The following is an 11,622-nucleotide window of genomic DNA, read 5'->3' as shown; positions in this document are numbered from 1 at the left end:
GCTACTCCTCCTCAAATTTAAAACCATGATGATTGAATACCTCTACAACTTTTTCCCATGGGATTTTCTTAGTTTTTGCACCCGTAACAATTGTCATTTTTTTCCCTGCTGTTTTTAGAAGTAAAGGATTAGTTACACCGTCTAGCCCTACTTCGATCAAGGCCTCTTTTATTTCCGGATATTTTTCAATTAACTCAAAAACAGTTTGGTCATATTTTATTAAGTTCATTTAACACACTCCTTTGATAACTATTCTCAATTAACAAAATAATAGCATTTTTTTTATCATTTTACAATGTGTTAAACTTCACAATTTATAATAAAAAAAGACACCCACTAGTTCGGAGTGTCTTACATACTTTTATAGCATTACTGTAACTGTTGCAGCTACTAAAATTAATACTAAACCAATAATTGTCATTGTCATTTCTTTTTTCGTTCTCTTTTGACCTAAGAACCAGATACCAGTTAATGTTGCAAGGATAACTGATGTTTGAGAAAGGATAAAACCTGTTGCTAAACCATTCATATCTGGTTGTGCTGAAATTAAGTAAGTTAATGCAGCAAAGGCAAAGAAGAAACCAGAGAAAATATGTTTGTAAGAAACAACTTCAACAAATGCAGATTTTTCTTTTTCTTTAACTGCTAAAAAGATACTATAAACAACTGCAACAAGTAACATGCCCATTGCTTGTGGTAAAAATGCTTCTTGACCTGTTAAGCTAGTTGCTTGAGGTGCTGCTGAGTAACCCCAGTAGCCAATTTCACCAATTGCTAACATAATAACCGCTTTTTTCAAAACACTTGAATTTTCAGCAGATTTTTCTTCTGTCCAAACAGTTAAACTTGCTCCGACAATAATTAAGATTAACGCTAAACCACCTAAGATTTTTGCTGTCACACCTGGCCAGTTACCTAAAGCAATAACACCCCAAAGAGATGCACCAAGTAATTGGAAAGCTGTTGTTACTGGCATTGCTTTAGAAGAACCAATCAAACCAAAACAGTAAAATGTAATAATTTGAGCAGATGCCCAACCAATACCTGATAGCATACCTAACGCTAAATCAGAACCTGTTGCTAAGCCAATTCCTTGTACCATTGAAAAGACAATGGCAAAAATTAAAGTTCCTATTGTTGATCCTAAAATTTGATTAACTGGTTTTCCACCAATTTTTGATGCAATAGTTGGGTATAGCCCCCAACCAAGTAAAGGTCCTAAGCCAATTAATAGTGCTGTTGTATTCATTTATTTCTCCTCCTAATTACTAATCTTTAAAAGACTACGCCGCTTTCTAAAACGATATTAGCGTAAGGTGACATTTCACCTGTTCTGATAAAAGCATGACAGTTATTTAAATCTTGTTTCATGTCACTATGTGGAATAAATTCAATTGGTGTTTCTGGTAAACGTTCTTGAATTTGTTTTAGAACAGTTGGGTTCATTTCTTTAATTTCTTCAGCTAAATACACTTTTTGAACTTCTAATTCTTCTAATACATTGTTTAACACTTCCATAAAACTTGGAATACCATTATCTACTGCTAAGTCAATTTTTTCTGTGGTCATTGGAACTGGCATACCAGCATCTCCAATGCTTAATGTATCAAAATGACCCATTTGAGAGATAACTCTTGAAATATCTGAATTAATAACTTTTGATTTTTTCATTATATGTTCTCCTTCTTAAACCAATTCATTTTTATACGGAATAGATGGTTGTGCACCAAAACGTTGAACGGTTAATGATGATGCTTTATTACCATAAGTAATAGCTTCTTCAATATTGCTGAAATCTGGTTTTAATACTGTGCTTAATGCGCCAATAAATGTATCTCCTGCTGCTGTCGTATCAACCGCTTGCACTTTAAATGCTGGAACAATCCCAGTTTTACCATTAACATCATAGAAAGCACCTTTACTACCAATTGTAATAATAACTGCTTCAATTCCTAAGTTATGTAAGTAATCAGCAGCTTCTTTCAAACTTTTTTCATCTGTTACTTTAATACCAGTTAAGATTTCTGTTTCCGTTTCATTTGGAATAATCATATCTGTCACTGTTAATAAATCTTTAGGAATATCATTTAATGCTGGAGCTGGGTTTAAAATTGTTTTTACTTTTTTATCACGAGCAATATTAAACGCTTCCACTGTACTGTCCATAGCACTTTCAAATTGAGAAATCAGGAAGTCACTTTTAGCAATTGTTGCTGTAGATTCTTTAACTTGTTCTGGTGTGAAACTATTGTTTGCTCCAGAAAAAATCATAATACTGTTTTCACCTGCATCATCCACTGTAATAAACGCTTGACCTGTTGATTGATTATCTAATGTACTAACACCTGCTGTGTCAATTTCTTCATGAGATAATAAATCACTCATCATCATACCTGCACCATCATTCCCAACTGCACCAATAAAATAAGTATCCGCACCTGAACGTTTTGCCGCAACTGCTTGGTTAGCTCCTTTACCACCACCAGCTGTAAAATGTTCTTTTGCATGTAATGTTTCACCTGGTTTTGGCATTTGGTTCACTCTAAGCGTTGTATCTAAGTTGATACTTCCAATAACAGTAATCGTATTCATTTTTGTTCCCTCCGTGTTTTTGATATACTTTTAAATGTTAAAACGTTTTATTAAAACGTTTTAATTTGACAACAAAAATATAACACATGCTGAAAGCAATTTCAAGCATGTGTCGTAGAAAAACGATTTATTATATTAACCGGTAGTTTTTTGATAACCCTTTCTTTTTTAGGATTTTCAATTCTATCAAGTAATAACTCTGCTGTTTGTTGTCCTAACTCATAAATTGGTTGAGCAATAGTTGTTAGTGGTGGTGTTACATATTCACACATGTCTACATTGTCATAGCCAATAATACTATAATCTGTTGGAATGTTTTTATTTAATTGTGTAAAACCTAAATACAAACCAAATGCAATCTCATCATTAATCGCAAATATTCCTGTAACGTCTGTTTTAACTAGTTCACTTGCAGCTTTTCGTCCACCTTCTTTAGTTAAAAGTGCATCAATAATAGTCACATTTGATTGGTAAACAGTTCGAAATCCTTCCAATCGTTTTGAAATATTCGCTGTAGCATTTTCTGGTAAGACCACAGCCACTTTTTCATGACCTAATTCTTTTAAATGCTGTGCAGCTAATTGCCCACCTAAGAAATCATCTGTTCGAATCGTATCACTATTCTCCTCAGGACTTTTCTGGTCTAAAATAATGAAAGGATGGTTTTTCTTAACTAATAATCGTTCGATGTCTTCATTATTAATCGCTGAGCTGGCAATAATAAAACCGTCTACTCCTCTTCGGCTTAATTCTTCTAAAACGATATTTTCTTTTTTGTTGTCCTCATTAGCATTACAAAGCATGGTTATAAAATTTTCTTGGTACAACACGTCTTCTATTCCTCTAACTAATGTAGAAAAAAACGGATTGGCAATATCTGGTACCATCACACCAATTGTTTTACTCTTTTTCATCACCATACGTCTAGCAAAATAGTCTGGAACATAATTTAATTCTTCTTTGACTTTCAATACTCGTGCGACTGTTTTAGGACTAAAATTCTTACTGTTACCATTCAAAATCTGTGAAACTGTTGCAATTGACACCTCAGATGCTTTTGCCACATCTTTGATAGTTACTTTTTTATCAGACATTTTCTTCTCACCTTAATTTCATCATTGCTCCCATTGTAACCGATTTTTTACCATTTCACATTAAAAAATTGATAACTCTTTTAATTAAATTATTTTTTGTGTAATTTTTTCAACAATCTTAATAACATGTCTTTATCAGATTCAGAAAAAATCACAGTGTTTCCGTATAAGTTCTCTTCAAATACAGCTGTTAAATGATAAAAATCACCTTTTAATGTTGGATATCTCTTCTCAATTTTAGTTGCATAATCTAAAAGTGGGACCTCTTTTTTTCTAGAAACTTTTCGTTCAAATTTCCTTAAAATAAGAGGATAAAATGTTATAAATGAGAAATTTTTTCTTTTTATCAGAAGCCAACCTATTACTAAAAGTCGAAAATAAAATATTATCAGTAATATACCAATTAAAAATAACCACAGTACCCATTTTAGTACTGTCTGCCATTTTATATTATCTTTACTTTCTTTTGGTGTTTTTTTAGTTTGATTTGGTTGTATTTCTTTATCAGTTGAGTTATTAGTCTTTTTTTGAGGTGGGTCTTCATTTGAAGAACTTTTTGTTTCCTTTTTTTTCAACACTTTTTTTTCATTGACACTTGGTGTGGCAAAAGTCGGTGTTGGCTCAAAAGGTAACCAACCATACTGATCAAAATAAACTTCCACCCAAGAATGTGCATTTCTATTTCTGATTAAGTATGCATCCTTGTCTCCATCTTTTTCAACAACTTCCCCTGTATTAAAGCCTTTAACCCATCTTGAAGGAATTCCTAATGACCTTAACATGACAACCATTGAAGTCGAAAAGTTGTCACAATATCCTTTTTTAGATTCGAATAAAAAATGTGCGACGTAATCTTCATTATCTTTAGGATAATCAACTTCTTTTTTTGTATATTTGAAATCTGAACTATTTTTTAAATAACTCTCAATTCCCCGTACTTTATCAAGTGTTGTTTTCTTATCTTTTGTCAAAGTTACAGCTAGCTCCTTAACCATTGATGAATAGTTTTTTGGTAATTGAAGGTAATCTACTTTTTCCTTTGGCAAAGCTAACTCTACCTTTTTTAACTCTTCATCTGAAAAGACAAGTTCCTGTAATGTCATTTCCACTTGGTTAATTTCTTCTTTTCTTTCCAAATCCACTCTACTAGTGACTGGATTTTGTGTGAATACAGATTCATCACCAATTTCTCTTAAAGAAAAATTACCATATGTCGTTGGCATATAGTTTGCTTTATAAAACAAAACAAATGCTAACGTTTCTTTTTCTTCTTTAACAGACAGACTACTGTGACTCTCTATTTTATCTGTATAGGTTGATGACATTGACTGACTCTTTTCAGAGGATTCCCACCCTTTCCCTGTGTAGGTATCTTTACTATCAATTCGGAAATAATGAGGATTTTTTTGACTCACTCGAAATTGCATCGTATCATCATCCAAAATAGCCCCACCTAGTTGACTATCATCTTCGTCAAACCCTGTTTTTCCAATTGTTTTATATTTTCGACTATCAATATAATCATATAATCCTTTTTTATCAAGTTCCTGTCTATAAGGTGCGGTTACCTTTAATAGATAAGACGAAGCATTTGTTTCTAATATTAGTAATGTAGAAAAACTCACTAGCACTAAAGATATTACACCTAAAATAATAACTTTTGGCTGCCTAGTGCCGTACACAAGTATTAAGTGATTTAACAACGTGAGGCAAAAAATACCTAATACATGATAACTAACCGAAATATCATTAAAAATATTTAAAAGAAGCAAATAAGAAACACAGATAGTCGTCACAAAAATAACCATTTTCCCGACAAATTGATATTCAATCATAATCGTTAAAAAAACAAACAATAAACCAAATGAAATAAGCATAGAAATATCTTCAAAATTCTCCATTGGTATCCCAGACACACCTCTAAGCCTGTTAGCTAAAAGCTGATTAAGAGTATCTTTACCTACCACATATAAATTAGCTATTATTATAAAAAAATAGATAGGAACCTTTATCAAATATTCCTTAATAAACAACGCAGTTAGACACAGACAAATAATAGAGCCATAAAAAAATTTAGTTACTGGAATAGAAAACACCTCTAGCATTGTCGGAAATGCTAGAAATAATGTTAAAAGAGAAAGAATAAAAAAAACAAGTTTATCTTCATTAATTTTTCGCATAAACTTCTTCCCCCTCAATCATTTGAAAATCAATAACTTGAATGATTTTTTGATTGTCATATGTATCAATTTCTTTTAGTAATCGTTTTGTTTTTTCAGGTGTGAAAATAAGGATAGTTGATTCTGTTACTTCAGGAATTTTCCCAGGATTTTCAATTTTCTCTAACTTAGCAAAATCCTCTAACTCTGGTCTCTCAATAACTTTTCCCTCACTTTCCATTAAGACAAAGCGACAGAATTGACTCTCTACTTGTTGAAACAAACTAAAATAAACTGACAACATTCGTTCAAAATAGAAACTTTTAACACCATAAAAAATAAAAACAGTTTTTGTTGGTTGATATGTTTCATATTCTTTTAATATTAATTGTTGTTTCTTACTGGATGTTTTCCAATCAATTTGTTTGACTGAGTCCCCTAATTGATAGACTCTCAATCGTTCTAAATTAAAATTAGTATCTCCAAATAAATTTTTCCTAATACTTGGTTCAATCAAATGCAATAAACCACTAATATCTTTCTCTTGCTTTGGTAAAATACAAACAGAACACTCCACCGTTTGAACGTGCGTTTTATATAAAACACCAAAAAAATCACTACTTCTTACTTCTATTTCCACGGATTCATAATAACCTCGTTTTTGAGGTAGCCAATCAAAACTTATCTCTTTATTTTTAGAGTAAAACAAGGGTATCACCTGATTTAAATCTAATCCCTCATTTTTTAATGATAATAAAGGATAAAAACGATGATTCAAATTTTTACTTTTTACTTTTAATGTGACTCTTTTCATCTCATTAACAGATGATACTAACTCTTGAGCAAATGTTACTTGAATATTTTTAAGAGAATCAATTAATAGTAGACCGTTAACAAGCAAAAAAATAGTTAGGAAGATAAAAACCAACCAACCAAGTTCACTATCAAAAGTCACTGCATAAATAAAAATAAACGCATATCCTAAAAAAATTATGCCTTTTCTAATAGAAGTCATCTTCAGTCCCTCCCAACAGGAACTGGAATACTTTCTATAATGGACATCAAAATGGAAGTAACCTCTGCTTCTCCTAACCTTTTATGTGACTTAAGCTTAATTCGATGCCCAAAACACGCTAGTAAAAGGTGTTGAAAATCACTTGGCTTAACATAGTCTCTTTCTTCCGTTAAAGCATAAGCCTTTGCTGCTTTTACAAAATCTTCACTACCTCTTGGGCTGACACCCAATAAAATATCTTCGTGATTTCTTGTTTCCCGAACCAATGCCAGAGCATATTTAGCAACTTTTTCGTGTAAAAAGACATTATCTACTTGTGATTTTATTGCCGTTAATTCATCAAGTGTTAGTATTTGACGAACAGGTATTGCCTCTCTTTTTCCACCAGTCATAAGGATTAGTTCATCCTCTTCATTTGGATAACCTATCTTTAGTCTCATTAAAAAACGATCTAATTGCGCTTCTGGTAAAGAAAAAGTTCCCTCGAATTCAAATGGATTTTGAGTGGCTAAAAGCATAAAATTTTGAGGCAATAAATAGGTATGATTATCCACCGTCACTTTTCTTTCTGCCATTGCTTCTAGCAAAGCCGATTGGGTTTTTGGAGTAGCTCGATTGATTTCATCAGCTAAAAGAAGCGACGTAAAAATCGGCCCTTGATGAAACTTAAATTGGTGATCTACTTGATCATAAATTGACACACCCACAATATCACTTGGAAGTAAATCAGGTGTACATTGGATTCGGTTGTAATCACTTTGTATTGCTGATGCTATTGTCTTAACTAGAAGCGTTTTCCCAACGCCAGGAACATCTTCAAATAATATATGCCCACCTGCCAAAATTGCTGCCACTGTCAATTGAACAACCTCACGTTTACCCAAAATGACTGATGATACTTCTTCTATCAAACAGGAAACTTTACTCAAATCTACAATAGTCACTTGTTTCATCTCCTTTTTTATTTTTATTATACTATATCCCCATAAACATCCATAAAAAAAATTAGTAACACCACAAAGAAACAGTTGAACCTATGATATAATCAATAAAAAGAAGTTACTTAGTTTATATTATTGGAGGGGTGACTATGACGATTTATCAAGTTTTAGGAATAACTGAAGAAGCCTCAATTGATGAGGTTCGAGCTGCTTACTCAAAAAAATTAAAAGACATTGATATGTCAAAAAATATTGAAGATTACCGGGAATTAAGAGAAGCTTACAATAAAATTTTGAAAATATTAAATAAGCGTGAGACTTATTTATATCAGGAAGTAACAACTCTCAAAAAGCCTAACGTTACTGTTCAGAAGAAGACTCCTAATATTGAGAATTCATCAAAAACACCACTGACTAAGAGTACCGATAAAAAGATAACTACACTCATTGAAAAAAAACAAGAACGACCTATTGAAGCACCTGTTGAGACACACCAAACGGACTTTCCAGAACAACTGGCAAAATTTATATTAAATAAAACTTTTTACAACGATACAACAGGTTGGACTTTTCTTATTTCACCGTATCTAAATGGGACAAATGAAACAAGAGAGATTGTTGTCACTACTATAAAAGTCTATTTACTTAGAAATCACAAATTATTAGATGATCGCACTCGTTTAGAGCTCATTCATCTCTGTAAAATAACAGAAGAAGATTATGATACTGGTGAAGACAAACGAATATTTAGAGAAAAAATAAAAAAAGAAAACTTTTTAAACTATGATTTCTTTGATAAAATTTCTAAGGATTTTAGAAATCAATATTTTAAAGGACGTTATCAACTCCATGAATTTATTCAAGTAGATGACTCAGAAGAGGTTATCTTACAAACTGACATCAATGATTTGAAACAATTAAGTGTTCCTGATGACGATGATTTATTTTATTTTTTTAGCCTCTATGAACTAATTGATAGTTCCTCGCCTAATTTTTCTGAGGTAAGAAAAAATTTAAATACTATTAAACAAGATAAATATCGACATGACGTTGAAGTACTATCGACTTATACCACTGCTTTAGAGGGGAAAAAGCATCATAACATCAATAAAAGTAGTGTTGATAGTTTAAGTTGGGCATCAGAAAATATTAAAATAAAATTAGTCAATCAATTAAACAAAGCAACACTTGCAAAAGAAAAAGTTGAAAAAAAACAAAGTCGTGTTGTTAAGAAAAAATCACTAAAAAATATAGGAGAAAAAGAACATTCTTTTTCATTAAAAAAAATACCTTATTTTATCTTTGGTTTGTTGATTCTTTTATCTGTAGGCTCTTCTATCTTGGAAGAAATTCCATTCCCAAGTAGTGATAATGAAGAATTGATTGACAATGGTTCTGATGATCAAAGTAACGCAGAGATGTTAGAATACAAGATTGAAAATCGCAAAAATAACTTAAATTTAAATTATCAGATTTATGATTATTTATTTGTTGATACTCCTATATCAAAGGAAAATAATCCTTCTTTTTCTGATGAATTAATAACATCCATCGAGAAATTCAAAGAAGATAACAAGACGGCATTTGAGAAGTTGAATATTAATTCTATAGATGAAATGAGAAAAAAATCTCATGAAGTCCACTATTTTACAGAGGATAATCAACTCATCTCATACACAACATTTACTGATTACACTGACTTTTCAATTAAAACAACTGTTGATAAAGACAACGTCATCACTAAAATGGAAGCAGTCAAACCTGAATATTTACCTAAAAATATGACACTTGGAACATATGATACCGTTAAATTTTTCAAAGAAGAATTAGTCAGCAATTATGATAGATTAGATCGTTATCTATCTAATTTAAGCGAATTGCATGAAACCTACCTGACAGAAAATGCCTATGATATGCTGCAAGAAATGGATGAAGACATGTACAACAGTCTTTCTAAATTCTCCTTTAATGCGCCAATATTATTAAACACTACTGATTCAGATAACGAAATATTAGCACTTTACTATGATAAACAATTTTTATTCATTGAATTAAACCAAGAAAATAAAATCGAAACCTTCTATTCCGAAATATTCGAAAACATGCCTGAAGAATTATTAAAACAAGCAGAAAAAATTGATACTGACCAAATTGACTACGATCCTTGGCAATTTCAATTAGGCTAAAAAACACACGAGAAATGGCAATTTTTAACCATTTCTCGTGTGTTTTCGTTTATTAGTTTTAGTCATCCACTTTAAATTCTAATACTTTTCCTGATTTAGCATCTAGCTTAGCTTGAGTTTCTTTTCGACCATCTAATCCTGATACTTCCCAAAGCATTGTATCTAACTCTTTATCTAGGTTCCACTCCACAGCTTTTCCAAAACCAGTCTCTTTTTCAGCAATTTTTGTTACCTCATCTACTGATAAAATACCAGCTAAATCAAGTTTATCTTGTTTTCTCTTTACACCATTTTGTTCGTTTTTATCTAAGTTCTCATCTCGGTCTTTTTTGATTTCTTTAGAAATAGCATCAATTTTAACATCGTATTCTTTGTTATCATCCACACCTTCTACTTTATAAATAAACCCATTTCTTTCATTCTCTAATTCAAGAGATGTTATATCTGTTTTAGGATGAGCTTTTTGATAAATTTTAATGGCTTCATCCACGCTTATAATGTTAACTTGTTCTGATTTGTTAGTGCTACCTGTTGTTTTACTTTCTGATGTGGTACTTAGCTTAGTTTCTGATGCGCTCGTATTTGTCACAGGTTGTTGAACTGTTTTTTGTCCACACCCTACCATTACGCCTAATAAAATGATGCTTAATCCTGCAAAAATTGTTTTTTTCATTGTTAATCTCTCCTATTCGTTATTGTTTATCTCTTTGATGACTTTAGTATACGAGATATCTCTAACAAAAAAATCAAGTTTTCTTAAACTCTAGATGAAGATTTCTTCATCTTTTCTTTAGGTAATTTTACAAGAAAAATAGTTCCTTTTGGTTCATTGTCTTTAATCATGATGCTACCTTGATAGTCGTCAATAATTTCTTTGACAATTGAAAGACCAATACCTGAGCCTTCAATATCACTTGTACGGGAAGCATCCACTCGGTAAAAACGTTCAAAAATACGTTTTTTATTCTCATCACTTATCCCAATTCCTTCATCTCTAACTTCAAGTAATAGTTCTGATTGATTGGTTCTTAACTCCACCTCAATTGTTGAGCTTTCAACAGAATATTTTACAGCATTCTCTAATAAATTTTGAATAACCTGCTGAACATCTACCCGTCTTGCTTCAATCATGCTATCTGCTTCAACACGGGAGCTAAACATTCGATTAGTTAAAGATTGAATTTTTTCAATCTCATCTAGTACTATTTCAGACATATTCAACATGGTAAATGATGATGAATCTTTCTTTTCTAACGTTAAAAGTTGATTACTTAAACGTTCTAATCGCTTTGATTCTTTATCAATAAAATCGATAGAAGTTGGAATAACTTCAGGATGAGACTCTCCCCTTCTTCTAATTAAACTAACATGACCTCTAATTGCGGCTAGCGGTGTCTTTAAGTCATGAGAGGCATTAGTAATAAATTGTTTTTCTCGCTCAATTGCATCCTTTTGTTCATCTAACAACTGATTAAAAGCAGTCGCAACATCTGTCATTTCAACTGGATTATTTGGAACAGTTATACGAGCATCTTTGGTTATATCCAGTGCCTCAATTTCCTTAGACATCTGACTTAATTTTGAACTCCATTTCTGAACACTAAAATAAATTAAAACACCACCTAAAATAATCGC

General features: G+C 31.7%; 11 protein-coding genes. 1 reads left to right on the top strand and 10 read right to left on the bottom strand.

Annotation, left to right across the window (positions count from 1 at the left end; translation table 11 throughout):
- Position 1 precedes the first annotated feature (1 nt).
- The 8 genes from RR554_RS00710 to RR554_RS00675 form a co-directional block, all read right to left on the bottom strand.
- Complete coding sequence (locus RR554_RS00710; RefSeq protein WP_332462096.1) at positions 2–229, bottom strand: DUF1858 domain-containing protein; 228 nt, start codon at positions 227–229, stop codon at positions 2–4.
- A gap of 132 nt (positions 230–361) precedes the next feature.
- On the bottom strand, positions 362–1,249 hold the full coding sequence (rbsU, locus tag RR554_RS00705; RefSeq protein ID WP_332467221.1) for a ribose/proton symporter RbsU: 888 nt from the start codon (positions 1,247–1,249) through the stop codon (positions 362–364).
- Positions 1,250–1,275: 26 nt separating this feature from the next.
- Positions 1,276–1,671 (bottom strand): D-ribose pyranase, encoded by a 396-nt coding sequence (rbsD, locus tag RR554_RS00700; protein ID WP_332462098.1) that lies wholly within the window; start codon positions 1,669–1,671, stop codon positions 1,276–1,278.
- A 15-nt stretch (positions 1,672–1,686) separates the two neighbouring features.
- Complete coding sequence (gene rbsK / locus RR554_RS00695; protein WP_332462099.1) at positions 1,687–2,592, bottom strand: ribokinase; 906 nt, start codon at positions 2,590–2,592, stop codon at positions 1,687–1,689.
- Between the two features lie 101 nt (positions 2,593–2,693).
- The gene (gene rbsR, locus RR554_RS00690) at positions 2,694–3,686 is read right to left on the bottom strand and encodes a ribose utilization transcriptional repressor RbsR (RefSeq protein WP_332462100.1); all 993 of its coding nucleotides are present in this window, start codon (positions 3,684–3,686) and stop codon (positions 2,694–2,696) included.
- Positions 3,687–3,775: 89 nt separating this feature from the next.
- Positions 3,776–5,866, bottom strand: coding sequence for a transglutaminase-like domain-containing protein (locus tag RR554_RS00685; RefSeq protein ID WP_332467220.1), 2,091 nt, complete (start codon positions 5,864–5,866; stop codon positions 3,776–3,778).
- Positions 5,853–6,860 carry a DUF58 domain-containing protein gene (locus RR554_RS00680; protein WP_332467219.1) on the bottom strand — a complete coding sequence of 336 codons (1,008 nt, stop codon included), beginning with the start codon at positions 6,858–6,860 and terminating at the stop codon, positions 5,853–5,855. Before RR554_RS00680 ends, RR554_RS00685 begins: the two co-directional genes overlap by 14 nt.
- 2 nt (positions 6,861–6,862) lie before the next feature.
- Positions 6,863–7,804, bottom strand: a complete 942-nt coding sequence (locus RR554_RS00675; RefSeq protein WP_332462104.1) for an AAA family ATPase — start codon at positions 7,802–7,804, stop codon at positions 6,863–6,865.
- A gap of 146 nt (positions 7,805–7,950) precedes the next feature.
- On the opposite strand from RR554_RS00675, the gene RR554_RS00670 reads away from it, so the two are divergent.
- The gene (locus RR554_RS00670) at positions 7,951–9,987 is read left to right on the top strand and encodes a hypothetical protein (RefSeq protein WP_332467218.1); all 2,037 of its coding nucleotides are present in this window, start codon (positions 7,951–7,953) and stop codon (positions 9,985–9,987) included.
- Positions 9,988–10,045: 58 nt separating this feature from the next.
- Here the strand turns inward: RR554_RS00670 and RR554_RS00665 are convergent, their stop codons facing one another.
- Both RR554_RS00665 and RR554_RS00660 read right to left on the bottom strand, forming a co-directional pair.
- Entirely contained in the window at positions 10,046–10,660 is a 615-nt protein-coding gene (locus tag RR554_RS00665) for a PepSY domain-containing protein (protein WP_332462106.1), read from the bottom strand.
- Positions 10,661–10,743: 83 nt separating this feature from the next.
- Positions 10,744–11,622: sensor histidine kinase (locus RR554_RS00660; protein ID WP_332467217.1), on the bottom strand; the 879-nt coding region annotated here is incomplete at its 5' end.

This window comes from Vagococcus sp. (assembly GCF_036639995.1).
In the GTDB taxonomy this organism is placed as follows: Bacteria; Bacillota; Bacilli; order Lactobacillales; family Vagococcaceae; genus Vagococcus.
Note: the sequence above shows the minus strand (reverse complement) of the source record. Positions and strands in the feature narration are given on the sequence as shown.

What these genes read in the sequence shown, in the direction of transcription:
- RR554_RS00665 (WP_332462106.1), bottom strand. Translation starts at nt 10,660, where the DNA reads ATGAAAAAAACAATTTTTGCAGGATTAAGCATCATTTTATTAGGCGTA.
- rbsK (WP_332462099.1), bottom strand. Translation starts at nt 2,592, where the DNA reads ATGAATACGATTACTGTTATTGGAAGTATCAACTTAGATACAACGCTT.
- rbsU (WP_332467221.1), bottom strand. Translation starts at nt 1,249, where the DNA reads ATGAATACAACAGCACTATTAATTGGCTTAGGACCTTTACTTGGTTGG.
- RR554_RS00710 (WP_332462096.1), bottom strand. Translation starts at nt 229, where the DNA reads ATGAACTTAATAAAATATGACCAAACTGTTTTTGAGTTAATTGAAAAA.
- RR554_RS00680 (WP_332467219.1), bottom strand. Translation starts at nt 6,860, where the DNA reads ATGACTTCTATTAGAAAAGGCATAATTTTTTTAGGATATGCGTTTATT.
- RR554_RS00670 (WP_332467218.1), top strand. Translation starts at nt 7,951, where the DNA reads ATGACGATTTATCAAGTTTTAGGAATAACTGAAGAAGCCTCAATTGAT.
- RR554_RS00685 (WP_332467220.1), bottom strand. Translation starts at nt 5,866, where the DNA reads ATGCGAAAAATTAATGAAGATAAACTTGTTTTTTTTATTCTTTCTCTT.
- rbsD (WP_332462098.1), bottom strand. Translation starts at nt 1,671, where the DNA reads ATGAAAAAATCAAAAGTTATTAATTCAGATATTTCAAGAGTTATCTCT.
- rbsR (WP_332462100.1), bottom strand. Translation starts at nt 3,686, where the DNA reads ATGTCTGATAAAAAAGTAACTATCAAAGATGTGGCAAAAGCATCTGAG.